At 61.8% G+C, this 24,798-nt stretch carries 26 protein-coding genes and 1 tRNA gene; 7 read left to right on the plus strand and 20 right to left on the minus strand.

The features are described from left to right. Positions 1-2: 2 nt before the first annotated feature. The 5 genes from HWE01_RS05815 to hemE all read right to left on the minus strand — a co-directional run bounded on the left by HWE01_RS05815 (position 3) and on the right by hemE (position 6,651). A complete protein-coding gene (locus HWE01_RS05815) occupies positions 3-641 on the minus strand; it encodes an SPOR domain-containing protein (RefSeq protein WP_241821295.1) in 639 nt (212 codons plus the stop codon). A 31-nt stretch (positions 642-672) separates the two neighbouring features. Next, the gene (gene argS / locus HWE01_RS05820; RefSeq protein WP_034351406.1) at positions 673-2,406 is read right to left on the minus strand and encodes an arginine--tRNA ligase; all 1,734 of its coding nucleotides are present in this window, start codon (positions 2,404-2,406) and stop codon (positions 673-675) included. A gap of 267 nt (positions 2,407-2,673) precedes the next feature. Beyond that, positions 2,674-4,836 (minus strand): primosomal protein N', encoded by a 2,163-nt coding sequence (locus tag HWE01_RS05825; RefSeq protein WP_241821296.1) that lies wholly within the window; start codon positions 4,834-4,836, stop codon positions 2,674-2,676. A 301-nt stretch (positions 4,837-5,137) separates the two neighbouring features. After that, positions 5,138-5,398, minus strand: coding sequence for a hypothetical protein (locus HWE01_RS05830; RefSeq protein WP_241821297.1), 261 nt, complete (start codon positions 5,396-5,398; stop codon positions 5,138-5,140). Positions 5,399-5,553: 155 nt separating this feature from the next. Next, positions 5,554-6,651, minus strand: coding sequence for a uroporphyrinogen decarboxylase (gene hemE / locus HWE01_RS05835; protein ID WP_008332974.1), 1,098 nt, complete (start codon positions 6,649-6,651; stop codon positions 5,554-5,556). A 232-nt stretch (positions 6,652-6,883) separates the two neighbouring features. On the opposite strand from hemE, the gene HWE01_RS05840 reads away from it, so the two are divergent. After that, positions 6,884-7,675 (plus strand): transporter substrate-binding domain-containing protein, encoded by a 792-nt coding sequence (locus tag HWE01_RS05840; RefSeq protein WP_241821298.1) that lies wholly within the window; start codon positions 6,884-6,886, stop codon positions 7,673-7,675. Between the two features lie 30 nt (positions 7,676-7,705). Here HWE01_RS05840 and HWE01_RS05845 read toward each other — a convergent pair whose 3' ends face one another. The 11 genes from HWE01_RS05845 to HWE01_RS05895 form a co-directional block, all read right to left on the minus strand. After that, positions 7,706-8,518, minus strand: coding sequence for a polyphosphate kinase 2 family protein (locus HWE01_RS05845; protein WP_008332976.1), 813 nt, complete (start codon positions 8,516-8,518; stop codon positions 7,706-7,708). 52 nt (positions 8,519-8,570) lie between these two features. Then, entirely contained in the window at positions 8,571-9,038 is a 468-nt protein-coding gene (locus HWE01_RS05850) for a CoA-binding protein (RefSeq protein WP_008332977.1), read from the minus strand. A 367-nt stretch (positions 9,039-9,405) separates the two neighbouring features. Further along, on the minus strand, positions 9,406-9,828 hold the full coding sequence (locus tag HWE01_RS05855) for a F0F1 ATP synthase subunit epsilon (protein WP_006461340.1): 423 nt from the start codon (positions 9,826-9,828) through the stop codon (positions 9,406-9,408). 120 nt (positions 9,829-9,948) lie between these two features. Then, entirely contained in the window at positions 9,949-11,349 is a 1,401-nt protein-coding gene (gene atpD / locus HWE01_RS05860) for a F0F1 ATP synthase subunit beta (RefSeq protein WP_008332979.1), read from the minus strand. 57 nt (positions 11,350-11,406) lie between these two features. Next, positions 11,407-12,279 (minus strand): F0F1 ATP synthase subunit gamma, encoded by an 873-nt coding sequence (gene atpG / locus HWE01_RS05865; protein ID WP_034330979.1) that lies wholly within the window; start codon positions 12,277-12,279, stop codon positions 11,407-11,409. Between the two features lie 30 nt (positions 12,280-12,309). Then, a complete protein-coding gene (gene atpA, locus HWE01_RS05870) occupies positions 12,310-13,851 on the minus strand; it encodes a F0F1 ATP synthase subunit alpha (RefSeq protein ID WP_017449813.1) in 1,542 nt (513 codons plus the stop codon). 45 nt (positions 13,852-13,896) lie between these two features. Beyond that, positions 13,897-14,430 (minus strand): F0F1 ATP synthase subunit delta, encoded by a 534-nt coding sequence (locus tag HWE01_RS05875; RefSeq protein ID WP_241821299.1) that lies wholly within the window; start codon positions 14,428-14,430, stop codon positions 13,897-13,899. A 1-nt stretch (position 14,431) separates the two neighbouring features. Beyond that, complete coding sequence (locus HWE01_RS05880) at positions 14,432-14,902, minus strand: F0F1 ATP synthase subunit B (RefSeq protein WP_008332985.1); 471 nt, start codon at positions 14,900-14,902, stop codon at positions 14,432-14,434. A 74-nt stretch (positions 14,903-14,976) separates the two neighbouring features. Beyond that, the gene (atpE, locus tag HWE01_RS05885) at positions 14,977-15,222 is read right to left on the minus strand and encodes a F0F1 ATP synthase subunit C (RefSeq protein ID WP_006461334.1); all 246 of its coding nucleotides are present in this window, start codon (positions 15,220-15,222) and stop codon (positions 14,977-14,979) included. A 76-nt stretch (positions 15,223-15,298) separates the two neighbouring features. Beyond that, entirely contained in the window at positions 15,299-16,120 is an 822-nt protein-coding gene (gene atpB, locus HWE01_RS05890) for a F0F1 ATP synthase subunit A (protein WP_008332987.1), read from the minus strand. Further along, complete coding sequence (locus HWE01_RS05895; RefSeq protein ID WP_008332989.1) at positions 16,117-16,461, minus strand: ATP synthase subunit I; 345 nt, start codon at positions 16,459-16,461, stop codon at positions 16,117-16,119. Before HWE01_RS05895 ends, atpB begins: the two co-directional genes overlap by 4 nt. An 822-nt stretch (positions 16,462-17,283) precedes the next feature. On the opposite strand from HWE01_RS05895, the gene galE reads away from it, so the two are divergent. Genes galE through rfbD form a run of 5 tightly spaced genes read left to right on the plus strand, consistent with a single transcriptional unit; the run spans position 17,284 to position 21,742 of the window. Then, complete coding sequence (gene galE / locus HWE01_RS05900; RefSeq protein WP_241821300.1) at positions 17,284-18,294, plus strand: UDP-glucose 4-epimerase GalE; 1,011 nt, start codon at positions 17,284-17,286, stop codon at positions 18,292-18,294. Positions 18,295-18,310: 16 nt separating this feature from the next. Then, a complete protein-coding gene (gene rfbB / locus HWE01_RS05905; protein WP_241821301.1) occupies positions 18,311-19,387 on the plus strand; it encodes a dTDP-glucose 4,6-dehydratase in 1,077 nt (358 codons plus the stop codon). Next, positions 19,387-20,289 (plus strand): glucose-1-phosphate thymidylyltransferase RfbA, encoded by a 903-nt coding sequence (gene rfbA, locus HWE01_RS05910; protein ID WP_241821302.1) that lies wholly within the window; start codon positions 19,387-19,389, stop codon positions 20,287-20,289. Before rfbB ends, rfbA begins: the two co-directional genes overlap by 1 nt. A 2-nt stretch (positions 20,290-20,291) precedes the next feature. Next, the gene (rfbC, locus tag HWE01_RS05915; protein ID WP_241821303.1) at positions 20,292-20,837 is read left to right on the plus strand and encodes a dTDP-4-dehydrorhamnose 3,5-epimerase; all 546 of its coding nucleotides are present in this window, start codon (positions 20,292-20,294) and stop codon (positions 20,835-20,837) included. A gap of 5 nt (positions 20,838-20,842) precedes the next feature. Further along, complete coding sequence (gene rfbD, locus HWE01_RS05920) at positions 20,843-21,742, plus strand: dTDP-4-dehydrorhamnose reductase (RefSeq protein ID WP_249791621.1); 900 nt, start codon at positions 20,843-20,845, stop codon at positions 21,740-21,742. A 224-nt stretch (positions 21,743-21,966) separates the two neighbouring features. Here the strand turns inward: rfbD and HWE01_RS05925 are convergent. Then, positions 21,967-22,042, minus strand: a tRNA-Arg gene (locus HWE01_RS05925). A gap of 241 nt (positions 22,043-22,283) precedes the next feature. On the opposite strand from HWE01_RS05925, the gene HWE01_RS05930 reads away from it, so the two are divergent. Then, entirely contained in the window at positions 22,284-22,844 is a 561-nt protein-coding gene (locus tag HWE01_RS05930) for a c-type cytochrome (protein ID WP_175343962.1), read from the plus strand. A 174-nt stretch (positions 22,845-23,018) separates the two neighbouring features. On the opposite strand, the gene HWE01_RS05935 is transcribed toward HWE01_RS05930, so the two are convergent. The 3 genes from HWE01_RS05935 to HWE01_RS05945 all read right to left on the minus strand — a co-directional run bounded on the left by HWE01_RS05935 (position 23,019) and on the right by HWE01_RS05945 (position 24,796). Further along, entirely contained in the window at positions 23,019-23,717 is a 699-nt protein-coding gene (locus HWE01_RS05935; protein ID WP_008332996.1) for a YiaD family glycine zipper/OmpA-like lipoprotein, read from the minus strand. Positions 23,718-23,901: 184 nt separating this feature from the next. Then, positions 23,902-24,339, minus strand: a complete 438-nt coding sequence (locus HWE01_RS05940; RefSeq protein WP_175343961.1) for a hypothetical protein — start codon at positions 24,337-24,339, stop codon at positions 23,902-23,904. 55 nt (positions 24,340-24,394) lie between these two features. Continuing rightward, a complete protein-coding gene (locus tag HWE01_RS05945) occupies positions 24,395-24,796 on the minus strand; it encodes a phage holin family protein (protein ID WP_008332998.1) in 402 nt (133 codons plus the stop codon). Between the last annotated feature and the right edge of the window lie 2 nt (positions 24,797-24,798).

Raw genomic sequence — 24,798 nt, forward strand, 5'->3', positions numbered from 1 at the left:
GATTATTTGGGAATGCGCACGATGGCAGCATCGACCCCGTTATCGGACAGCTTGCTGCGCGTACGGTTCATCGCGTCGGCATGCTCGAAGGGACCGATGCGCACGCGATAGAGCACGCCGCTGTCGCCAGTGCGCTCGCTGACCTTGGCCTCAAAGCCCAGCAGGGCCAGCTTGGCACGGCCACTTTCGGCGTCGGCCTGGTCGCGGAAGGCACCGGTCTGCAGGAAGTAGGTCCACTTGTCGTCGTTGGTGTCGTTCTTGGAGGTAGCAGACGTGGCCGCCGGGGCCTTGGCGTCGGGCCTGGACGGTGCCGGGCTGGCCTGCGGGGTCGGCGCCACCGGCGGGACCGGCTGCGCCGATGCCGTGTTGGGCGGCACCGGCGTCTGCGACTGCTGCTGGTCGCGCGCGGCATCGCGGGCGATGTCGCGGTTACCGTAGAGCGGCCGGTTGGGGTCGGCCGCCTGGGCCGGGGTCGGATCGGTGCGCTCGGGGCGCGCGACCTTGTTGACGAAGGGGATGGGCGACTTGGTGATCATCAATGCCACACCCACGGCGATCCCCAGGCCGACGATCAAACCCAGGATCAGGCCGAGCAGCGTACCGCCGGCCTGCTTGTGATATTTCGCGTTCAACGGTTTCACGTTTCTCTTTAGCTGCTTGTTTTAGCTTGTTTTACATTCTGGCCGGAGCCGATACGCCCAACAGTGCCAGGCCGTTGCGCAGCACCTGGCGGGTGGCGGACAACAGCGCCAGGCGTGCGGACCTGGTTGGGACATCATCGACCAGCACGCGTTCCGCATTGTAGTAGCTATGCAGTTCGCCTGCCAGATCGCGCAGGTAGAAGGCGACCTGGTGCGGTCCCAGCTCTTGCAGGGCGTGCGCCAGCATGTCCGGATACTCGGCCAGCTTGGCCAAGAGCGAGGCTTCGCGCGGGGCCGTCAGCAGCGACAGGTCAGCCGTGCTCTTGAGCGCCTCTTCATCCACGCCCGACTTGCCCAGCACGGTGCAGATGCGGGCGTGCGCATACTGGACGTAATAGACCGGGTTTTCATCGGACTGCGCCAGCGCCAGGTCGACATCGAAGACGAACTCGGTATCGGCCTTGCGCGAGATGAGGAAGAAGCGCACCGCATCGCGGCCACGCGTGAGGTCGCGCTGCTCGCCCTCGACCGGCTCGCCGGCGGACCATTCGATGAGGTCGCGCAGGGTCACGTAGGAACCGGCGCGCTTGGAAATCTTGACCTCTTCACCATTGCGCATGACGGTGACCATCTTGTGCAGCACGTAGTCGGGATAACCCTGCGGGATACCCACACCGGCGGCCTGCAGGCCGGCGCGCACGCGCGCGATGGTGCCGTGGTGGTCGCTGCCCTGGATATTGATGACCTTGCCGTAGCCGCGTTGCCACTTGTTGATGTGATAGGCGACGTCGGGCACGAAGTAGGTATAGGTGCCGTCGGTCTTCTTCATGACGCGATCCTTGTCGTCGCCATAGTCGGTGGTACGCAGCCACAGCGCGCCATCCTGTTCATACGTCTTGCCGGCGGCGACCAGCGCGTCCACGGCGGCGGCCACCTTCCCGTCGGCGTAGAGCGAGGATTCCAGATAGTAATTGTCGAACTTCACGCCGAAGGCCTGCAGGTCCAGGTCTTGTTCATGACGCAGGTAGGCCACGGCAAAGCGACGGATCGATTCGATGTCGTCGACCTCGCCGCTGCCGGTGACGGGCTCGCCATCGCTGGCCGAGACGGTCTTCTTGTCGAGGAAGTCGCGCGCGATGTCGGCGATGTAGTCGCCGTTGTAGGCCGACTCGGGCCACGCGGCGTCACCCGGCTTGAAGCCGCGCGCACGCGCCTGCACCGAGGTGGCCAGCGTCGCGATCTGCACGCCGGCATCGTTGTAGTAGAACTCGCGCAGCACATCAAAGCCCTGGGCCTCCAGCAGCGACGACAGCGCATCGCCCAGCGCGCCCTGGCGGCCATGGCCCACGTGCAGCGGACCGGTGGGGTTGGCCGAGACGAACTCGACCAGCACCTTCTTGCCGGCGCCCAGGCTGCCACGGCCGAAGGCCTCGCCCTGTTCATGGATCACCTTGACCACCGCCTGCTTGGCAGCGGCCGCCACGCGCAGGTTGATGAAGCCCGGGCCGGCGATCTCGACGGATTCCACCAGCCCCTCGCGCGCCGGGTCGGCCATGACGGCGGCGACGATGGCTTGCGCCAGCTCGCGCGGATTCTTCTTGAGCGGCTTGGCCAGCTGCATGGCGATGTTGCAGGCGATGTCGCCGTGCGAGGCATCGCGCGGACGCTCCAGGGTGATGGTCGGGGTCAGGCCGCTATCAGCCAGCAGCGGCTGCAAGGCGGACGAGAACAGGTCGGAGATGCGTTGTTTCTGTTGTGCGAGCATGGGAATGAGGGGTAAAGCGGAAGCGGCCGAGGCGCTGGTCTGGCAGGCTGCGCCGCGCGGAGGGATCGCTTGCAATTGGTTGAGCAACCGAGATTATACCGGCTAGGCGCACCCTGTAGACTGCCCGAGCAAGCAGCTTGCGTGCGGGCAAGCTCTCTGCGCCAGAAAGATGCCTCAATCACAACAAATCTGTTACCCCGATTTTTGCAAAAAGCTTCACCCGCAACTTCACAACCGCCCTGCCGCCCGCCTGCTGCGGCCCTGTCTTCATATATCGACCGGATCGACTTCCAGCGACCAGCGGGCGCGGGTTTTCAGCTGCCGCAGCGCGGCCAGCCATTGTTTCAGGAAGCCCTGCAGGGCGGGGCGTGACGGGCACTCAACGAGCAACTGCGCGCGCTCGACATTGGCCACCCGCATCAGGGTCATCGGGATGGGCTCGTTGATGGTGATGACGGGCGCCTCCAGCAGGGTGGCGGCTTGCTTCAGGAAGGCCAGGGCCGTGTCCAGCTCGCGCGCCTCGGCGCGCAGCAGCGCCTGATACATGAAGGGCGGGAAATGGGCCTGGCGGCGCTCCTCCAGCAGCTCGCCGGCAAAGCCGTCGTAGTCGTGGCGCATCACGGCCTGGTACAGCGGGTGATGCGGGTAGCGGGTCTGGATCAGCACCTCGCCCGAGCTGCCGTCGGCCGACAGCCCGGCCCGGCCGGCGCGGCCGGCCACCTGCATGAGCTGGGCGAAGAGCCGTTCGCTGGCGCGGTAATCGTGCGAGAACAGCGCCGTATCCGGATTGAGCACGCCCACCAGCGTGAGCTTTTTGAAGTCATGCCCCTTGGCCACCATCTGGGTGCCGACCAGGATATCCACCTCGCCCCGGTGCACGCTGTCGAAGGCGCTCTGGGCCGAGCCCTTCAGGCGGGTTGAATCGGCATCGATGCGCAGCACGCGGGCGCCGGGGAAGATCGCCTGCAAGCCCTCTTCCACCCGCTGGGTGCCGCGCCCCAGCGGCTGCAGATCGACATTGCCGCAGGTCGGGCAGGCACGCGGGATGGCCAGTTCCAGGCTGCAATGGTGGCAGCGCAGGCGCCGCTCGGGGCGGTGCACCACCATGAAGGCATCGCAGCGCATGCAGTTGCTGATCCAGCCGCAGGCATCACAGGCCAGCACCGGGGCATAGCCGCGGCGGTTGAGGAACAGCAGCGACTGCTCGCCCTGCTCCAGGCGCTTGCGCACGGCGGCGATCAGGCCGGCGGTGAGGCCATCGACGGGCTTGTCGCGCTCCATGTCGATCACCTTGACGGTGGGCAGCACCGCCTGCTGGGCGGCGCGCTGGCGCAGCTCCAGGCGGCGGTAGCGGCCGGCCTGGGCGTGATGCCAGGTTTCCAGCGAAGGCGTGGCCGAGCCCAGCACCACCGGGATGCCGAGCTGGTGCGCCCGCCACACGGCCAAGTCGCGGGCGGAATAGCGAAGACCCTCTTGCTGCTTGTAGGAAGGATCGTGCTCCTCGTCGATGACGATGAGCTTGAGCGCAGGCAACGAAGACAGGATCGCCAGCCGCGTACCCAGCACGATGTGGGCCTGCCCCAGGTGCGCGGCCAGCCAGTTGCGGGCGCGCTCGCCCTCGGCCAGGCCGCTGTGCAGCGCCACCACGTTCAGATGCGGGAAGCGCGCGCGGATATTGCCTTCCAGTTGCGGCGTGAGGTTGATTTCCGGCACCAGCACGAGGATCTGGGCCGGGGCCACGGCGGGGTCGACGGGCGCAGCTTGCGATGCGGCAGCCTCATCGGCAGCGCGACGCAGGATGGCGGCAGCCGCTTGCAGGTAGACCTCGGTCTTGCCGCTGCCGGTGACGCCGTACAGGAGCAGGGGCGCAAAGTCCTTTGCGCCGGCGATGGCGTCCACGGCCTGCTGCTGCGCCGGGTTCAGCGCAGGCGCTTCACCCAGATGCAGCGGATCAGGGGCATCCGGCGGCACTAACTCCGCCACCGCCGGGGGAATGGCTTCTGCCTCGGTGCGGGTCTTGCGCCTGGCCTTGCTCTTCTTGGGTGCGGCCAGACGGCCCAGGGCCTTGAGCGCCTTGTCCAGCGCGACCGTGGTCAGGGCGCGCAGGTTCTTGGGCAGGCCCGGCAGCATCACCTCGCCCAGCGGGCGCTGGTAATAGTCGGCAGCAAAGCCGCACAGCGCCAACCAGTGCGTTGACATCGGCGGCAACTGATGGCGCACGGCAATGACATCCTTGATCTTGTCGGCCTGCAGGTCGGTCTGCGCCGCATGACCGACCACCACCCCCACCGCCTCACGGCGGCCGAACGGTACCACCACCAGTTGGCCAATGGCCGGCATGGGTTCGTCCGGCGTGGCGGGTTGCCAGCGGTAATCGAAGACGGTATGCAGGGGCGTATCGAGCGCCACCTGAAGCAGACATTGTTCCACGAACTTAAAGTCAATCCTGAAAAACCCGGCTAAGCCTCGGTTTCATCATCATTTTTGGACCTATCCACACAGGCTGTGGATAACTTTGGGGACAAGTACCCCTTGACATTTCGCCACGCAGACTGGCTCTGGCCTGCGGCGCACTGCTCAACGGCGAGGCAAAAAATAAAGCCAACAAAATCAATGACTTGGACTCATCTCTTATCCTGCAGAAAAAAAATTTGCAGCGAAGTATTGTGCAGGTGCCAAAATCATCCAGTGTGCATAAGTCCTTCCAGCGGCACCACGCAGCCGGCGTTTGTCAAGCCCTGAGCGGCAAAAATTTGTCGGCTTTGGCTTGCAGGCTGCCGCCTCCTTGTCCTACAAACTTAAAGTAAACCTTCAAAGATTTCGATAAGCGGCGGTTTTGTAAACGCTTTTCGATCTTATGCACAGCATCTGTGGATAACTTTGTGGGCAAGTGCCTCTTGACAAAGCCGAAGCCCACGGCCAGCGCGGTTTCCCGCAAAAACGCGTCAAGACGCCGAAAAAATAAACCCAATAAAATCAATGACTTGTGCAACACCCTTCTGCACAATCCTTCATATTCAAATAAATTTGATTCTCAACAAGAAAATGGGCCGCCATGTGCATAAGTCCCGGTGCACTGGCAAGGATGTGCATCGGGACTTGCCCATCCGCACAAATACGAACAGATAACGACAGATATACGCACGTTCAACCGCGCAGAGCGCGGCTGATCTCGTGGACGGCCTGGGCGAGGGTTGCCACGGCTTGCGGCGGGGTGTGCTGGGAGATGCCGTGACCGAGGTTGAAGACATGGCCGCTGCCGGCGCCGGGGCGGCCGAAGGATTCCAGCAGCTTGCGCACTTCCGCCCGGATGGCGTCGTCGCCGGCGAAGAGCACGTTGGGATCCAGATTGCCTTGCAGTGCCACCTTGTCGCCCACGCGGCGACGGGCCTCACCCAGGTTGACGGTCCAGTCCAGGCCGACGGCGTCGGCACCGATGGCGGCGATCTGCTCCAGCCACAGGCCACCGCCCTTGGTGAAGACGATCACCGGAATCTGCTGACCATCTTGCAGGCGCTGCAACTGGCTGACCACCTGCTCCATGTAGGCCAGCGAGAATTGCTGGTAGATGCCATCGGCCAGGGCACCGCCCCAGGTATCGAAGATCATCACGGCCTGTGCACCGGCGGCGATCTGCGCGTTCAGGTAGGCGGCCACGGCATCGGCGTTGGTCTTGAGGATGTGGTGCATCAGGTCCGGACGACGGTAGAGCAGGCTCTTGACCAGGCGGAAGTCATCCGAGCCGCCGCCCTCGACCATGTAGCAGGCCAGCGTCCAGGGACTGCCGGAGAAGCCGATCAGGGGCACGCGGCCATCGAGTTCGCGGCGGATCTGGGTGACGGCCTTGAAGACGTAGTCCAGCTTGTCCAGGTCCGGTGCCCGCAGGGCCTGGATGGCGGCCTCGTCGCGCAGCGGGCGCTCGAACTTGGGACCCTCACCTTCAGCGAAATACAGGCCCAGGCCCATGGCGTCGGGCACGGTGAGGATGTCGGAGAAGAGGATGGCGGCGTCCAGCGGATAACGTTCCAGCGGCTGCAACGTGACCTCGGTGGCGTAGTCGGGATTGGTGGCCAGACCCATGAAGGAACCGGCGCGAGCGCGCGTGGCGCGGTATTCGGGCAGGTAGCGACCGGCCTGGCGCATCAGCCACAGCGGCGTGTAGTCGGTGGGCTGGCGCAGCAGCGCACGCAGGAAGGTATCGTTTTTGAGCGGAGCGAAGGTGGACATGGAAGAGGAAGAGGACATGGTCGGCCTGCAATGCGGTCTGACGACAATCCGGCATTATCTCATCCTCCGCGCATGGCTTCCGGCTAATTGTCGCTATCGGCGTGCGCTGATATTGATGCAGGTCCTGGCGCGCGGTTTTGCTATGATCTGGCAGCAGTATTTAAGCGGCCCATCCAATCAACTAGAACCCATTTAGAAGCGGGCCGCGTTCATCGTTGATCATCCATCATCACATCCACGAGGAGATTCCATGAAGTCCATCATCCGTACCGCCCTGCTGGCGGGTCTGGCGGTTCTGTCATTTTCGCTGTCGGCGGCACAGGCCGACGAGGCGCTCCCCGCTTCGCGCCTGGACCAGGTCATCAAGGCTGGCAAGCTGCGCATCTGCATGACCGGTGACTACAAGCCCTTCACCTATTACCGTCCTGACCAGACTTTCGAAGGCATGGATGTGGAACTGGGCCAGTCCCTGGCCAAGTCGCTGGGCGTGGAGGCGCAGTTCGTCAAGACCACCTGGAGCAACCTGATGAACGACTTCGTCGCCCAGTGCGACATCGCCATGGGGGGCATCTCGATCACCCTGGACCGCGCCCGCAAGGCAGCCTTCTCGGAGCCGGTGATGGTCGATGGCAAGGCGCCCATCATCCGCTGCGCCGACAAGGACAAGTTCCGCAACTTCGACATGATCGACCAGCCTGGTACGCGCGCCATCGTCAACCCCGGCGGCACCAACGAGCGCTTTGCCAAGGCCCGCTACAAGAATGCCACCCTGACGCTGCATCCGGACAACGTCACCATCTTCCAGCAGATCGTCGACGGCAAGGCCGATGTGATGGTCACCGATGCCAGCGAGACGCGTTGGCAATCCAAGCTGCATCCGGAGCTGTGCCCGGTACAGCCTGACCAGCCGCTGCAGTTCGCTGAAAAGGCTTACCTGCTGCCGCGCGGTGATGTCGCCTTCAAGGCCTATGTGGATACCTGGCTGCACCTGGCCAAGGCCACCGGCGAATATCAGCGCATCTTCGACAAGTGGCTGAAATAAGCCAGAGCGCGGCGGTCCCGCCCCTCTTGTTCAGTCGAACTTGAGATCCTTGAGTTCGGGCTTGGGGTCGGGGAAGCGCAGCTTGAGCTTTTGCAGAGTCTCCAGGACCACATTGGCCACCAGCAGGTTGCGATGGGTCTTGGAGTCGGCCGGTACCACGTACCAGGGTGCATGCAGGGTACTGGTCTGGCGCAGCACCTCCTGATAGCGCTGCTGGTAGGCGTCCCAGAACTTGCGCTCGGCCAGGTCTTGCGGATCGAATTTCCAGTGCTTCTCGGGATCATCGATGCGCGATTGCAGGCGTGACTTCTGCTCGGCCTTCGAGATGTGCAGGAAGAATTTCAGCACCACGGTCCCGGTTTCCCACAGCATGCGTTCGAAGTCGTTGATCTGACGATAGCGACGTTTGCATTCCTTCTCATCGATCCAGTCGTGCACGCGGGTGATGAGCACATCCTCATAGTGACTGCGGTTGAAGACCGCGATCTCCCCGGCCACCGGTACCTGCGCATGGACGCGCCACAGATAGTCGTGCGCCAGTTCGATGGCCGTCGGTCCCTTGAAGTTGGCGATACGGATGCCCTGCGGATTGACGGCGGCAAAGACGTCATTGACGGTGCCATCCTTGCCGCTGGTATCCATGCCCTGCAGGATCACCAGCACCTTGTGCTTGTGGCCGGCATACAGCATCTCCTGCTGCAGGCCGATCTGTGCGGCCAGACGCTGCACGGTGGCACGGTCGGTTTCCTTGTCGCCGCTGGAGAGCGGTTTGGTGGAGGCGTCGCTCTCCTTGAGGACGAACTTGGGATGGACGATGAATTGCGGCCCGATCTTCTTAGCCATGCTGTCTCGCTTTTCTCGTTATAAATGATTTACGGATTTCACCAGCCTGGCACTACAACACGCCATGCGATTGCCCCATGGCATGTTCGATCTTGATGCACTTGTCCATGACCACCTTCAACCCGGCCGCACGCGCGCGGGCGGCGGCCTCTTCGTGAACGATGTCGAGCTGCATCCACACGCATTGGGCGCCGATGGCGATGGCCTCGTCGACGATGGGCGGGATGTCGGCTGACTTGCGGAAGCAATCGACGATGGCGATGCGCAGGCCTTCCTGGGCCAATGCCGCGCTGGCCTCCTGCAGGTTGGCATGGCAATGCTCACCGAGGATGGTCTGGCCGGCATACATGGGATTGACGGCGACGATGCGGTATCCCGCTGACTGCAGATAGGCGGCTACCTCAAAGCTGGCACGCTCGGGGCGGTTGGACAGGCCGACCACGGCAATGATGGGCTTGCCATGCTGGCGCGCGGTGGGCGTCGAAGGGGATGCGGAAGATGCGGGTGCAGCTGACGACATGGGGGCTCCTGTCCGGCTGATGGAAATGAGGCTAATGCTATCAATGATTGGGTCGGACAGAATTGGTTCTATCCTTCACGTCCGCGCACTTTACCCGAGGATGAAAGTTGCCGCAGCGCCAGTGCGCGCGACATGCGGGAAAACTTGATGCAGGTTGATTCATACGGGCCGCAAGCCGCCAGATCTGGTCAGCCTTGGCGCCGCAGACGAGCCCCGGATCTGCAAGGAGGAACTCACTACGCGCATCAGAGGAAATGAGCGCGCATGAAAAAAGGCAGCCGAAGCTGCCTTTCATCTACTGCTGTACTGCTGTACTGCTGTGCTGCCGTGCCGGAGCGCTCTTCGCCGGGAAGAACGCTACCAGCGATCAGCGCTTCTGACGCAACTTCTGGATCGCGGCCAGCTGTGCCACAGCGGCGGCCAGTTCGGCCTGGGCTGCAGCGTGGTCGATCTTGGAGTCGCGGTTGACCAGCGCTTCCTCGGCCAGACGCTTGGCTTCGGCGGCCTTGGCTTCGTCCAGGTCGGCACCACGGATGGCGGTGTCGGCCAGCACGGTCACGGCGTCGGGCTGCACTTCCAGGAGGCCGCCGGCCACGAACACGAATTCCTCGTGTGCCTGGCCCGAGACCTTGATACGGACAGCACCTGGCTTGATGCGCGTGATCAGCGGGGTGTGACGGGGATAGATACCCAGCTCACCCGCTTCGCCCGGCAACGCGACGAATTCTGCCTCGCCGGAGAAGATTTCCTCTTCCGCCGAGACAACGTCCACGTGAATAGTATGTGCCATGTCGTTTCCTAGTCGATTGACCGCTCCTGCGAACAGGAGCGGCGCCAATGAATCAATGATGACTTACCGGCCGCTGCCACCCCGGATGAAGCATCCGATGCGGCAACGGCGTGGCGCGTCTTAGTTGATCTTCTTGGCCTTTTCGATTGCTTCGTCGATGGTACCGACCATGTAGAACGCTTGTTCCGGCAGGTGGTCCAGTTCGCCGCTGGCGATCATCTTGAAGCCCTTGATCGTGTCCTTCAACGAAACGTACTTGCCCGGGGAACCGGTGAACACTTCGGCAACGTGGAAGGGCTGCGACAGGAAACGCTGCATCTTGCGAGCACGTGCGACGATCAGCTTGTCTTCCGGTGCCAGTTCGTCCATGCCCAGAATGGCGATGATGTCACGCAGTTCCTTGTAGCGCTGCAGGGTGCCCTGAACAGCGCGTGCGGTCTCGTAGTGCTCCTGGCCGACCACTTGCGGGTCCAGCTGGCGCGAGGTCGAGTCCAGCGGATCGACGGCGGGGTAGATACCCAGCGAGGCGATGTCACGCGACAGAACGACGGTCGAGTCCAAGTGGGCGAAGGTGGTTGCCGGCGACGGGTCGGTCAAGTCATCCGCAGGGACGTACACGGCCTGGATCGAGGTGATCGAGCCAGTCTTGGTCGAGGTGATACGCTCTTGCAGGCGGCCCATTTCTTCGGCCAGCGTCGGCTGGTAGCCCACGGCGGAAGGCATACGGCCCAGCAGCGCGGACACTTCGGTACCGGCCAGGGTGTAACGGTAGATGTTGTCGACGAAGAACAGCACGTCCTTGCCTTCATCACGGAAACCTTCCGCAATCGTCAGGCCGGTCAGCGCCACGCGCAGACGGTTGCCCGGCGGTTCGTTCATCTGGCCGTAGACCATGGCGACCTTGGAGTTGGTCGGGTTTTCCAGGTCCACCACCTTGGCTTCTGCCATTTCATGGTAGAAGTCGTTACCTTCACGGGTACGCTCACCAACACCGGCGAACACGGACAGACCGCTGTGCGCCTTGGCGATGTTGTTGATCAGTTCCATCATGTTCACGGTCTTGCCCACACCGGCGCCACCGAACAGACCGACCTTACCACCCTTGGCGAACGGGCAGACCAGGTCAATGACCTTGATGCCGGTTTCCAACAGCTCTTGCGAGGGCGACAGTTCGTCGTACGCAGGGGCCTTGCGGTGGATCGAAGCGGTTTGCTCGTGCGAGACCGGACCGCATTCGTCGATCGGGTTGCCCAGCACGTCCATGATGCGACCCAGGGTCGCGGTACCGACGGGCACCGTGATCGGCTTGCCGGTGTTCGAGATGGTCAGGCCGCGGCGCAGACCGTCCGACGAACCGAGCGCAATGGTACGAACCACGCCGTCGCCCAGCTGCTGCTGGACTTCCAGGGTCAGATCCGAACCTTCCAATTTCAAGGCATCGTAAACCTTGGGCATCGCATCGCGCGGAAACTCCACGTCCACCACAGCGCCGATACACTGAACGATTTTGCCATCAGCCATTTTCGTTCCTTCAATAGATAAAATTTAAATTCTGTTTCGCTACGCTACGCCAGCTGATCAGCCGACCGCAGCCGCACCGGCGACGATTTCCGACAGCTCTTTGGTAATGGCGGCCTGGCGAGTCTTGTTGTAGACCAACTTCAACTCACCGATCACGCTACCTGCGTTGTCGCTGGCGGCCTTCATCGCGACCATGCGCGCCGATTGCTCGGAGGCCATGTTCTCGGCGACGGCTTGATAGATCAGCGCTTCGACGTAACGCACCAGCAGTTCGTCCACCACGGATTGCACATCGGGCTCATAGATGTAGTCCCAGGAGTGCGCACCCTCGTCAGCCTTGAGCTTGTCGCTGGTCAGCGGCAGCAGCTGCTGCAGGGTGGCTTCCTGCTTCATCGTGTTGATGAACTTGGTGTACACCAGGTACACCGCGTCCAGCTTGCCTTCCTGGTAAGCGTCGAGCAGCACCTTGACGGGGCCGATCAGCTTTTCCAGGTGCGGCGTATCACCCAGTTGCGTCACGTTGGCGGCCACGCGGGCGCCGATGCGATTCAGAAAACCCAAACCCTTGTTGCCAATGGCGACGGTTTCGATGGCCTTGCCCTGGCCTTCCAGTTCACGGAACTTGTTGGTCAACAGACGCAGCGAGTTGGTGTTCATGCCGCCGCACAGACCCTTGTCGGTCGTGACGACGATGAAACCAACGCGCTTGGCCGTGTCTTGCTGGACCATGAACGGGTGCACGTACTCCGGATTGGCCTGCGACAGGTTGGCCGCAATGTTGCGGATCTTGTCGCTGTACGGGCGGGCTGCGTGCATCCGGTCCTGCGCCTTGCGCATTTTGGATGCCGCGACCATTTCCATCGCCTTGGTGATCTTCTTCGTATTTTCTACGCTCTTGATCTTGCCACGTATCTCTTTACCTGTAGCCATGAGTAAGACTCCTTATAGCTTCAGTAAGAATTAGTACGCGCCGGATTTCTTGAAGTCAGCGATGGCGGCTGCCAGGGCTGCCTCAGCATCCTTATCCAGTTGCTTGGTGTCTTCGATCTTCTTCAACAGGTCAGCGTGGCTGGTCTTCATGAAGTTGTGCAGAGCCGACTCGAAGGCCAGGATCTTCTTCACTTCGACGTCGTCCATGTAGCCCTTGTTGACGGCGAACAGGGTGACGGCCATGATCGAGATCGATTGCGGGGTGTACTGAGCCTGCTTCAACAGTTCGGTCACGCGCGCACCACGGTCCAGCTGCTTGCGGGTGGCTTCGTCCAGGTCGGAAGCGAACTGCGCGAAGGCAGCCAGTTCACGGTACTGTGCCAGGTCGGTACGGATACCGCCGGACAGGCCCTTGATGACCTTGGTCTGAGCAGCGCCACCGACGCGCGACACCGAGATACCGGCGTTGATCGCAGGACGGATACCGGCGTTGAAGAGCGAAGTTTCCAGGAAGATCTGGCCGTCGGTGATCGAGATCACGTTGGTCGGAACGAAGGCGGAAACGTCACCCGCCTGGGTTTCGATGATCGGCAGTGCGGTCAGGGAACCGGTCTGGCCCTTGACTTCGCCGTTGGTGAACTTCTCGACGTAGTCGGCGTTCACGCGGGCAGCACGTTCCAGCAGGCGGCTGTGCAGATAGAACACGTCGCCAGGGTAAGCTTCACGGCCCGGCGGACGGCGCAGCAGCAGCGAGACCTGACGGTAAGCCACGGCTTGCTTGGACAGATCGTCATACACGATCAGGGCGTCTTGACCGCGGTCGCGGAAGTATTCGCCCATGGCGCAACCCGAGTAGGCCGACACGTATTGCATCGCTGCCGATTCGGAGGCGGTCGCGGCCACGACGATGGTGTATTCCATCGCGCCGTGCGCTTCCAGTGCGCGCACCACGTTCTTGACCGACGAAGCCTTCTGGCCGATCGCAACGTAGATGCAGGTCATGTTCTGACCCTTTTGATTGATGATGGCGTCGATCGCAACGGCGGTCTTGCCGGTCTGGCGGTCACCGATGATCAGCTCGCGCTGGCCACGGCCGACGGGCACCATGGAGTCGATCGACTTCAGGCCGGTCTGCATAGGCTGCGACACGGACTGACGCGCGATCACGCCCGGGGCGATCTTTTCGATCGGGGCGGTCAGCTTGGCGTTGATCGGACCCTTGCCGTCGATCGGCTGGCCCAGTGCGTTGACGACACGGCCCTTCAGTTCAGGACCGATGGGCACTTCCAGGATACGGCCGGTGCACTTGACCAGGTCGCCTTCGGAGATGTGTTCGTATTCGCCCAGGATAACGGCGCCCACCGAGTCACGCTCCAGGTTCAGCGCCAGGCCGAAGGTGTTGCCCGGGAATTCCAGCATCTCACCTTGCATCACGTCGGACAGACCATGGATACGGCAGATACCGTCGGACACGGAGATGACCGTGCCCTGATTGCGAATCTCAGCGGTATCGCCAAGGCCTTGGATCCGGCTCTTGATCAGCTCGCTGATTTCAGATGCGTTGAGTTGCATACTAACTCCTAAAAATTGTTCTTTCGCTTAGCCAGCCAGAGGCACTTACGCGGCCAGAGCAGCTTGCAGCAGCTGCAGCTTCGCGCGCACGGAGGTATCGAACACTTCGTCGCCGACCACGACGCGCACACCGCCAATGAGGCTGCTGTCGACCGTCACGGAGGGGTTCAGCTTGCGGCCGAACTTCTTCTCCAGTGCCGAGACCACATCCTTGACCTGGGCATCGCTGAGCTCAAAGGCGCTCACGATGTTGGCATCGGCCGAACCTTCCGACGCGTTCTTGAGCGCGTGGAATTGTTCGGCGATCTGCGGCAGCAGGACCAGGCGGCCGTTGTCGACCAGCGTCTTGACGAAATTGCTCGCCTCGACGGACAGCGGAGTCTTCACGGCGGCGGCAAACACTTCGGCCAGCTTGTCGTGCGTTACGGAAGGATTCTGCGCCAGGGCCTGCACCTCGGGATGCGCTGCCACCTGGGCCATCTCGTCGACGAGATCGGACCAGGCTGCCAGGCTGCCTGCCTTGGCCACACGGAACAAGGCTTCGGCGTAAGGACGAGCGATCGTTGCGAGTTCGGCCATATTACAGCTCTGTCTTCAGTTGATTCAGCAAGTCGGCGTGAGCAGCCGCATTCACTTCGCGCTTGAGGATCTGTTCCGCGCCCTTGACGGCGAGCGTTGCGACCTGGCCGCGCAGTTCTTCGCGCGCCTGGTTCACTTGCTGTTGAGCGTCTGCACGAGCGTTGGCGATGATGCGGGCAGCTTCTTCAGCAGCCGTCTTCTTGGCTTCTTCGATGATCAGCTGTGCGCGCTTTTCGGCTTCGCCGATGCGCTTCTGGCCTTCATCACGAGCCGATGCCAGTTCGCCCTGGATACGCTTTTCGGCGGCGGCCAGATCGGCGCGACCGCGGTCAGCGGCTGCCAGCCCGTCCGCAATCTTCTTGGCGCGTTCGTCGAGCGCCTTAATCAACGGCGGCCACACGAATTTCATCGTGAAGCCGGCGAGGATGAAGAAGACCACGAACTGTGCAATCAATGTTGCATTTAAGTTCACGGTAATTTCCTTCTCAGAATAACGAGTGCCGGAACCAATCGTCCGGCAGATGAGAATCGGCTATGAAGCGCGAATTACTTGGCGATGAACGGGTTTGCGAATGCGAACAGCATGGCGATACCAACGCCGATCAGGAAGGCGGCGTCGATCAGGCCAGCCAGCAGGAACATCTTGGTTTGCAGGGTGTTCATCAGTTCAGGCTGACGTGCGGATGCTTCGAGGTACTTACCGCCCATGATCGCGATACCGATACAAGCGCCGATAGCACCCAGGCCAATGATCAAACCGCAAGCCAGAGCAACGAAAGAGACATCAGTCATGACAATTCCTTAAGAAAAGTTAAATTAAATACAAAACCAAAAAACAAACTGAAAAACAGGTACTGCAAGCCTTGTGTTAGTGCGCTTCGTGCGCCTGGCCCAGGTAAACCAGTGTCAACATCATGAAGATGAATGCTTGGAGCAACACGATCAGGATGTGGAAAATTGCCCAGATAGAACCGGCGATCACATGGCCGATGAAGCCGAATGCGGTCGCGGTCGATCCCAGCAATGCGATCAGCAGGAACAACAGTTCGCCTGCATACATGTTGCCGAACAGTCGCATGCCCAGGGACACGGTCTTGGCGGCGAATTCGATGATGTTGAGCAGCAGGTTGAACGGCGCGAGCCAGATGCCGAAAGGTGCTGCGAACAGTTCGTGGATGAAGCCACCAGCGCCCTTGATCTTGACGCTGTAGTACAGCATCAGGGCCAGCACGCCCAGGGCGATGCCCAGGGTGCCGTTGAGGTCGGCGGTGGGGACGATGCGGTGGTGCATTTCACCCAGACCGAACAGGCCCAGGATGCTGGAAGCCAGGTCCACCGGCAGGAAGTCCAGCGAGTTCATCAGGGCCACCCAGACGAACACGGTCAGCGCCACCGGGGCGATGAAGGTGCGGTCGCCATGGACGATGGCCTTGGACTGGTCTTCCACCATTTCCACGACCATCTCGACGAAGGCCTGGAAGCGGCCCGGCACGCCGGAAGTCGCCTTGCGGGCAGCCAGGAACATGAACAGGCAGCCCACCACGCCACAGAACACGGACCAGAAGATGGTGTCCACGTTGAGAACGGAGAAGTCGACGATCTTGGTCTGATGATGGGTGGAGAGGTGTCCGAGGTGGTGGACAATATATTCAGAGGCTGTCAGCGCGTGCTCTGCGGCTTCTACGGTCATGGTCGGTGTCTAAACAGTAAAATGAAATAACTCTTAAGCACCACGATGAAGCTCAGCAAAAATGCGAGCCAGTGCACACCGTGGTACAACCAAACGATCGCGCCCATGAGCGCAAAAGTCGTAGCAATCTTGATAAATTCCCCGAAGAAAAACGTCATCGGGTTGGTACCACCGGGTTTCTGCGCACTGACATGAAGTCGCAGTGCAAACAGGGCATTGGGGACGACACAGCAGACGCCTCCCAACAATGCGGACCAAAGCGCCGGAAGTCCGCCCAGCATGCCCGCCACCAAGGTGGCGATGACCGTGGCTACGAGCTGCAACAGAATGATGCGCAGCATATCTATCCAATATCGTGCATGCGCCGCACTCTTTACGAGCAGACGGCAGCTTAAAAGCCCGGCGATTATAAAGGTTCGTTTTCCGGTAAGTCAAACCTTTTACAGCCAGATCAAGGGCTTATCTGGGGCACTTCGCGGTGAGTTGTGGCAAATAAGCAGCCACTTCGATTTTTTGCAGTGCAGCATGAGAGCCTTCGTTCCGTTTCCGGTCAACTGCCCCTTCCGGATCCCGAGGGATCATTCCTTCTTGTTAATTTATTCAGATCTGTGCGCGAGGCAGTGAATTTGCTGGCAGGCCAACGGCCTGGCCGGGAAAATTGCCCCGGTTTTTGAAACAGCGCCCAATTTAATCAAAAATGTGCTGCCACGCCAGAGAAATATCCCGCAAATTCAATGATTTACGGAAATTCTCAGGCCGCTCGCAAACGTTGACGGACAATGCTGACATTTTGTCAGGAAATCGGAAGTGATCAGACGACCTGGCTCGCTTTTGGAGTCTCATGTTGCAGCACAGCGCAAGCCGTGCAAAAAGTGAGCCGACTCACCAGACCGGTGCAGTGGTCGGACCGCCGATGCCGTAGAAATACGGCATCGGGCCGGTGTCAGGACTACCCCTCCCGGGCGGCGTCCGCTCACCGATATGCGACGGCCGCCGAAACAGCAGCAAATGAAGAAAATGGACGGTCCATCGACGCTTGGTCAGCGGCTTCCGCCCCCTCCCTGTGCACTGCGCCAAACGACGCGTCCGGACCGAAGAAAGCGTAAGGATCATGCAGAGTCTGAGATAATCACGAGGTTGCCAACTTATCAAGCGAAGCTCATATGAACATTCTCGTCACCGGCGGTGCCGGCTACATTGGTTCGCACACCTGCGTGGAATTGCTCAAGGCCGGCCATGAAGTCATCGTCTTCGACAATTTCTGCAACAGCAGCCCGGAGTCGGCGGCGCGGGTCCAGCAGATTGCCGGGCGCACGCTCTCGCTGGTAAAGGGTGACATCCGCAATCGCGAGCAGCTGGAAAGCGTGCTGCGCGAATTCAAGTGCGAGGCCGTCATCCATTTCGCCGGGCTCAAGGCCGTGGGCGAATCGGTCGAGCAGCCGCTGATGTACTACGACAACAACGTGGTCGGCACCGTGCGCCTGCTGGAGGCCATGGAGGCCACGGGCGTGAAGACCATCGTCTTTTCTTCTTCGGCCACGGTCTATGGCGATCCGCAGTACCTGCCGCTGACCGAGGCGCATCCGCTGTCGGCCAGCAATCCCTATGGCCGCAGCAAGATCGTCATCGAGGACATGCTGCGCGACTACCATCGTGCCCATCCCGACTGGAAAATTGCCTTGCTGCGCTACTTCAATCCGGTGGGGGCGCACGAGAGCGGGCTCATCGGTGAAGATCCGGGCGGCATCCCCAACAACCTGATGCCCTTCGTGGCCCAGGTCGCGGTGGGTCGCCGCGAGAGGCTCAACATCTGGGGCGGCGATTACGCGACCCCCGATGGTACGGGCGTACGTGACTTCATCCACGTCGTCGACCTGGCCGTCGGCCATCTGGCGGCCCTGCAGGCGCTGACCGAACCGCAATGCTTTGCGGTCAACCTGGGCACCGGCAACGGCTACAGCGTGCTGGACGTGGTCAAGGCCTACGAGAAAGCCTCGGGCAAGCCGATTCCCTACATCATTGCTGCACGCCGTCCGGGCGACATCGCCTCCTGCTATACCGATCCGGCCGAAGCGCGCCGCAAGCTCGGCTGGGAAGCCAGGCTGGGGCTGGACGCCATGTGTGCCGATTCGTGGCGCTGGCAGCAGATGAATCCCAACGGTTTCAGGTCCTGATCCGCCCGTCTGCATCATGATCTTCGTCACTGGCGGCGCCGGCTTCATCGGCAGCAATTTCATCCTTGACTGGCTTGCAGATCCGCACGCCGAGCCAGTGCTCAACATCGACAAGCTGACCTACGCCGGCAATCCCTACAACCTCAGCTCCGTGGCCGGTGATGCTCGCTATGCCTTCGTACAGGCCGACATCTGCGACGAACAGGCGATCGCCACCCTGCTGTCGCGTTACCGGCCAAGGGCCATCCTGCACTTTGCGGCGGAGAGTCATGTCGACCGCTCCATCCATCGTTCCGACGAATTCATACTGACCAACGTCAACGGCACCTTCAATCTGCTCAACAAGTCACTGCATTACTGGCAGTCGCTACCGGAGCGGGAGCGCGCCGATTTCCGCTTCCTGCACGTCTCCACCGACGAGGTCTATGGCAGCCTCGCCCCCGACGATCCGCCCTTCTCCGAAACCTCGCCGTACAGCCCCAACAGCCCCTACTCGGCTTCCAAGGCGGCTGCGGATCATCTGGTGCGTGCCAGTCACCACACCTACGGTCTGCCCACGCTGACCACCCACTGTTCCAACAACTATGGCCCGTATCACTTTCCGGAGAAGCTGATCCCGCTGGTCATCTCCCATGCCCTCTCCGGCAAGCCGCTGCCCCTCTATGGCGATGGCCAGCAGATCCGTGACTGGCTGTACGTCAGCGACCACTGCACCGCCCTGCGTGCGGTGCTGGCGCGTGGCCGGATTGGACAAACCTACAACATCGGCGGCTGGAATGAACAGACCAACCTGCATGTGGTGCAGACGCTGTGTGACACGCTGGACGAACTGCATCCCCGCGCCCGGGGCAGCTATCGTGAGCTGATCACCTTCGTCAAGGACCGTCCCGGTCACGACCGGCGCTATGCGATCGATGCCCGCAAGCTGGAGCATGAACTGGGCTGGAGGCCCACCGAGAGCTTCCAGAGCGGCATCGGCAAGACGGTCCGGTGGTATCTGGCCCATGGCGACTGGGTCGCCCAGGTACGTTCGGGGGCCTACCTGAACTGGCTGCGACAACAATATGGCGATCATCCGCCGGGAGCACTGTGATGGGCGCTACTTTGCAAGCGCCTGCGCGCAAGGGACTCATCATGGCCGGTGGCTCCGGCACCCGGTTGTATCCTGCCACCGCCGTGGTCTCCAAGCAGCTCATGCCGATCTACGACAAGCCGATGGTGTATTACCCGCTATCGAGCCTGATGCTGGCCGGAATCCGCGACATCCTGCTCATTTCCACCCCGCAGGACACGCCGCGCTTTGCCGAATTGCTGGGGGACGGCCAGCAGTGGGGGCTCAATATCCGCTACGCGGTGCAGCCCTCTCCGGACGGTCTGGCGCAAGCCTTCCTGATCGGTCGCGACTTCATCGGTAATGCTCCCTCGGCCCTGATTCTGGGCGACAACATTTTCTACGGCCGCGATCTTGACTCGCCCATGCGCTCGGCCAATGAACGTGTGGAGGGTGCCACCATCTTCGCCTATCACGTGCAAGATCCTGAACGCTATGGCGTGGTCGAATTCGATCATCGCCGCCACGTGATCGGCATTGAAGAAAAGCCCCGGAAGCCCGCTTCCAATTATGCAGTGACCGGCCTGTACTTCTACGACAATCAGGTCATCGACATCGCCTCGGAGATCAAGCCTTCGGCACGGGGCGAGCTGGAGATCACCGACGTCAACCGCGCCTACCTGATGCGCGGCCAACTCAAGGTGGAATTATTGGGACGCGGGATCGCCTGGCTCGACACCGGTACCCACGAGTCGCTGCTCGATGCCGGCCAGTTCATCGCCACCCTGGAGAAGCGCCAGGGACTGAAGGTCGCCTGTCCGGAGGAGATCGCCTATCGACGTGGCTACATCGACGCCGCGCAGCTGGAACAATTGGCCATGCCGCTGAAGAAGAACGCCTATGGGCGGTATCTGCTGCAACTGCTTTCGGACCCGGACATCTGAACATGCAGATTTTTCCTACCTCACTGGATGGCGTACTGCAGATCACACCGCAAGTGTTCGGTGATGAACGCGGCTATTTCTACGAGAGCTTCAACGCCCGCACATTTGCCGAGCTCACGGGGCTGCATCCGGACTTCGTTCAGGACAACCATTCACGTTCCACGCGTCATGTGCTGCGTGGCCTGCATTACCAGATCCGGCGGCCACAGGGCAAGCTGGTGCGGGTCACGGTGGGCGAGATACTCGACGTGATGCTGGACATCCGTCGCAGCTCGCCGACCTTTGGCAAGTGGCAAAGCATGCGTCTGTCAGCGCAGAACAAGCATCAGTTATGGATCCCTCCCGGCTTTGCACACGGCTTTGCGGTGTTGAGCGAGTGGGCCGAGGTGCAGTACAAGACGACGGACTACTGGATGCCGGAGCATGAACGCTGTATCGCGTGGAATGATCCCGCCCTCGGCATCGACTGGGAGCTGGACGGCCCGCCCAACCTGTCTGCCAAGGATCAGCAAGGAAAGCCGCTGGCCCAAGCCGAGGTGTATCCGTGAAGATCATGCTCACCGGCGCGACCGGCCAGGTCGGCCATGCCCTGGCCGAAACGCTGGGAGGCCACACGCTGGTAATGCCTGGTCGTGATGCCCTGGACTTGTCCAGGCCGGACCGGATCGCTTCCTGCGTGGAGCGCATCGCACCCGATCTGATCATCAATCCGGCCGCCTATACGGCAGTCGACAAGGCCGAAGCCGAACCGGAACTGGCCAGGCTCATCAACACCGAAGCGGTCCGCGCACTGGCGCAGGCGGCCGCCCTTCACGGCATCGGGCTGGTACATTTTTCCACCGATTACGTCTTCGATGGCACCAAGGAAGAGGCCTATCGCGAATCCGACCCGACTTGCCCGATCAACGTCTATGGACGCACCAAACGGGACGGGGAATCCGCCATCATCGACAGCGGCTGCGCCTTCTGGATCCTGCGCACCAGTTGGGTGTATGGCCGGCATGGGGGCAATTTCATGAAGACCATCCTGCGGCTGGCGCAAGAACGTGACGCGCTCTGCGTCGTCAATGACCAGTTTGGGGCACCCACCTCCGACGAGGTGATCGCGCAGACGCTCAGGCAGATGCTGGAAGCGGGCAAAGGCCGGATCACGGAGCACATGCGGGCCAGCACCGGGATCTATCACCTCACCTGCGGCGGCCAGACCAGCTGGCATGCCTATGCTTGCAAGCTGGTCGACGCCATGCCCTCCCTGGGCCTGGTATCGCGCATGAGCAGCCGGGACGTGCAGGGCATTGCCAGCGCCGCCTATCCGACGGCGGCCCGACGCCCGGCCAATTCGCGGCTGCATACCGACAAACTGCGACACACCTTCCATCTGGATCTGCCCCACTGGGCCGAGGCGCTGGATCAGTGCCTTGCCCTGATGGCGTCTTCGCCGTCATCACATTGACCGCGCAGCATGGCTGCGGGTTGATATCGCGCAAAGCATCGGTCCGGCAACGCCTGCATACTGTTTCCCAGCAGAATACGTTGCTGTTTTTACAATTTTGTATCTATCCTGATGCCGGGTTGGAGCGTGGAAACCTGCTCCTGTCGCGGTGAGCCGGAAGGGTGAAGCGGGCGGACGCCGATGTTGCGGCGGGGAGTTCAGAAGCTGAACCGCAAGGAAGAAGGTGGCGCGGCTGGCGGGGATCGAACCCACGACCCTTGGCTTCGGAGGCCAATACTCTATCCACTGAGCTACAGCCGCGCTGATGGGGAGAACCCCGGAAAGGCCTGAAGGATACCGTCTTTCCAGCGGGACGTCCATGGCGCTGGCGGTTTTTCCGTGTCAAACGGAAAGCATTGTGACTATAATCAAGAGTTCGGCGAGAGAGCGCAATGAAAGCCCTGCCTGATCCCAGTTCCACGCAATGCCAGGCGATAAGGCGATACAAAGGGAACCGACGTTTTCCGCCCCAATTTCGAGGAAACATTACGGAGGGACGCCCATGAGCTCAGCTCAGCATGAACACGAGTCGGCAATCAAGACTCCCAAGCAATTGATCGCAGCCGTCGTCGCAGGTTTCATGGTGCCCATCGTGTGCATCGTGCTGCTCGTGCAGTACGTGACCAACGGCCAGAAAACCGGGGCCGGCTCCGACGGCCAGACGCCCGAGATGATCGCGGCACGCATCAAACCCGTCTCCGACGAAGGCTTCACCTTCCGTGATGCCAACGGTCCCAAGCAACTGCTCTCCGGTGAAGAAGTCTACAAGACCACCTGCGCCGCCTGCCACAGCGCCGGCGTGGCCGGTGCCCCCAAGGTCGGTGACGCCGCCTCCTGGCAGGCCCGCATCGCACAAGGCTATGACACCCTGGTCTCGCACGCCATCAACGGCCTGCGCGCCATGCCCGCCAAGGGCGGCAACCCGGACCTGGACGATGTCGAAATCCAGCGTACCGTGGTCTACATGGCCAACCAGTCCGGCGCCAAGTTCAAGGAACCCGAAGTGAAGGCCCCGGCAGCCGCCGAAGGCGCTGCACCCGCCACCGAAGCACCGGCCAAGTAATCGCCGCAACGCCGGCGTCCCGGCGGTCGGCCTGAACAAAAAATCCCCGAACCAGGCGTCGGGGATTTTTTTCATTTCCATTCACCTGCATGCGGAGCTGAAAAACGGCCCCGCACATCAGCCGCTTCGGCTGCGCCCGTTCACCGGACGCTCCGAAGCATCCTTCATATCGCCTCAATACCGCTGTGGTGGCGGGGGCGGCGGATAGTTGCCCGGTGCGGCGGCCTGCTGCTCGGCCACGAAGATTTCCACACGGCGGTTCTTGGCGCGGTTGGCATCGCTGGTGTTGGGCACCAGCGGCTCATGCGAGCCACGCCCCATGATGCTGAAGCGGCTGGCGGCCACGCCACGCGCAGTCAGGTAATCGCGGGTACGCGCTGCGCGCTGCTGCGACAACGGGTCGTTGATGGCATCGTTGCCGGTGTTGTCGGTGTGCCCCACGATGGTCACGGTGGTGGCCGGGTTTTCCACCAGGGTGGCGGCGAAACGGTCCAGCACCGGACGCATCTCCGGCTTGATGTCGGCACGGCCGGTATCGAAAGAGATATCGCTGGGGATTTCCAGCTTCAGGCGGTTGTCGGCGGTCTGCGTGACTTGTACGCCAGTACCCTGGGTCGCCTGCTCCATGGCACGCTTCTGGTTTTCCATGCGGTTGGACCAGATGTTGCCGGCCACCGCACCAATGGCACCACCAATGGCCGCACCGCCCAGTGCACGTCCGCCACCACCGCCGCCGGTGGCCGCACCGATGATGCCGCCCAGGCCCGCGCCAATACCTGCACCGGTGGCCGTACCGCGCTGGGTCGGGCTCATGTCGGCACAGCCGGAGAGCGCCAGTACGCCGGCGATCGCTGCAATTGAAATTTTCTTCATGTCATGTCCTTTCTTGCCTTCTCAGTCTTGTTGTCCAGGCCATGGGCCAGTGTCCTTCAGAGCGCATCGGGGCCGATATGTTCCTGCCGCGCTTGGCAACGCGCCACGCATAAACGACAAAGGCATCCGGAACTCCGGATGCCTTCGGGGAAACCTCACGGCCCGGCAGCCCGTAGTGCAGCCATCATTCCTGCTCGGGCGGCCCTTGCAGTGCGGCCGCGTCGGCCTCCTCGCGGGCGCTGCCACGCTGGCTGAAGTAGTAGGTCAACCCGCCCGCCGCGGCGATCACGGCACCCATCATCAGCGGCTTGCGCAACCAGCGGCGCGACAACAGCGATGCGCCCGTCATCAGCAATGGGGTCACCGTCTGCAGGTTCAGGTTGCCCAGCCCGCCGCCAAGCGATTTCAGCGACTTGATCGACTGTACCGTTCTGCCGCCACCAAACAGCGAGGCGGCGAAATGGCCCACTCGGCTCAAGGCGCCCTTGGCGAGCGACTCGGCGCTCAGATTCTCGCGCACTACTTCGCGCGCCTCCATCACGCCCAGCCGGTACAACGCGCCCTGCGCCAGCACCTTGCGCTTGCGTTCCTCATGGGTCATGCCCTGGTCCTGATCGCTCATGCAGTCCTCATTGAACTAGGAAAATTGCCACAGACATCACGTGCAGGCCGTCTCATCACAACAGCGCATCGCGATCCTTGCGCAGCTCGGACATGGTCTGTGGCAACGACAGCTTGCCCTGCATCAGCACCGACCTGGCGTAGTACACCAGACCCACGGTCGCCACGCTGAAGACCACACCCAGCAGTGCCAGGATCTTCCAGCCCCAGGTGTCCCAGGCCAGCATGACCACCAGCACCGACCAGAAGGCGATGGCGAACCACAGCGCCACCGCCGCCAACACGAAGATGACGGCGAAGCGGACCAGATTGGCACCGATCTCCGACATCTCCAGCGAAGCCAGTTCGATGCGGCTGATGATGAGGCCCAGCAGGTTCTTGGCCAGACCCAGCAAACCCGCCGTCAGACCTGGGTTGGCGGCGTGGGCGGTCGGGCCTTCCTTGTGGGGAGTCGCCATCG

The sequence above is a fragment of the Herbaspirillum sp. C7C8 genome, assembly GCF_022627875.1.
In the GTDB taxonomy this organism is placed as follows: domain Bacteria; phylum Pseudomonadota; class Gammaproteobacteria; order Burkholderiales; family Burkholderiaceae_D; genus Herbaspirillum.